Genomic DNA, 1,404 nt, shown 5'->3' on the forward strand with positions numbered 1-1,404 from the left:
TCTTCATCCAGATGGGTCTGGAGAAAAAAGAGACGATATTTGTGGGCATCGTAAGGGTTTTTAGGGAAGTATCTGGTGATCTTGAAGTGCCGGGGAGCCACAATATCGCCAAATGCGCAGGGGTAAGCCAATTGACCGGTTTTTTTCGGCTTTATCGTTGACCCGCTCCTGCGGCTGTTCTTCAGGCCTTGTTGCATGGCCTGCACAATCGTCATGACGTCCTGATCTGTTGTCTGCGGTGTCACCGTGATGGGCGTCAACAGTCCGGACATGCTATTGGCCAGGGTCGCCCGGTGCTGTTGTTCTTCCCGGTTGATTCGTGCCAGGCGTGCGGTATCTTCCTGCAGCGGCGGCAGCGGTGTCTTTAAAGCGCGAAAGGGCAGTGACAGGTGTTGTCGCAAGGCCCGATCCCACTGTCCGGGGCGCTGACTGGCCAGATGCCGGGCGCTGCTGAACAGGTCGTCCAGGGCCAGTTGCACCGGGCAGTTTTGCTGATGCAGCGCTGTGGCCAGTTGGTGGAAGTGACCCGCCAGCCATTGGGGCAACCCGCCGGGTATGTCGGGCAATCCCTGCACCAGCCTGGCCAGGTCCTCCGGTTCAAGGGCCGCCAGCCTGATTTGGGTGCAGCGGCTGGTCAGGGCCTGGCTCAGCGCTTCCCGTCCGGCAAAATAGCCGGGATTGATGGTGGCAAACAGGCGAAATCCCGGCGCTGCGTGGCCGGTCAACACATTATTCAGCAACCCTTCGACGTAGTGGCCGGGAATCAGGTTAAGCTCACTGACGGCGATCAGTTGCCCCTGGCTCATGGCCTGTTTGACGTTCTCTGCCAAGGCGGTCCACTGGTTCGGGTTGGCATTGATATGAACAAACGGGCGATTCATCCCTTGCTGTTGTTGCCAGAGCCGGATGGTTCTGTCCAGCACAAAATCCTTGCCCCAGCCTGCCGGGCCTTCCACCAGAATGGCGGTGCGCCCCGAGTCATCCTTGTCCAGACTTTGCCAGTAGCGGTAAGCCAGTTGCTGGACAGGCTTTGGCGAGAAGTCACCATCGGGGTAGGCGGCCTGCAGTTCCTTCAGGAAAACAGCAAAGCTCCGGTCGACCCCCGCTATAAAGGACAGATCTTCCGGATACTGGCCCTGGTACCAGCGGTTGAGGGTGTTCAGTCGCTGCTGGCAATCATGGGTGACGGCACCGGCCAGGCTGTCCATAAATGCCCGCCGGACCAGGGCGTTGACTTGCCCTGGTGTGCTCACGGTAGCGGCACAGTGACGGAGAATCTGGCGAATGGTGGCCAGCACATCGATGATATCTCTGGGTGTGGTCTGCTCCAGCAGCGCCCGGAACTGGCTGTACAGGGTTAATAGTCGGTCACGGGCCTGAAGTTTCAGGTGCTCAGGCCAGGCC

1 protein-coding gene is annotated in these 1,404 nt (G+C 59.3%); it reads right to left on the reverse strand.

Annotated features, from left to right (window positions below; translation table 11 throughout):
* Positions 1-1,404, reverse strand: a 1,404-nt coding sequence (locus KDK14_RS02640; RefSeq protein WP_257263472.1) for a hypothetical protein, incomplete at both ends; no start/stop codon positions are given.

The sequence above is a fragment of the Endozoicomonas sp. ONNA2 genome (assembly GCF_024606365.1).
Taxonomy (GTDB): domain Bacteria; phylum Pseudomonadota; class Gammaproteobacteria; order Pseudomonadales; family Endozoicomonadaceae; genus Endozoicomonas.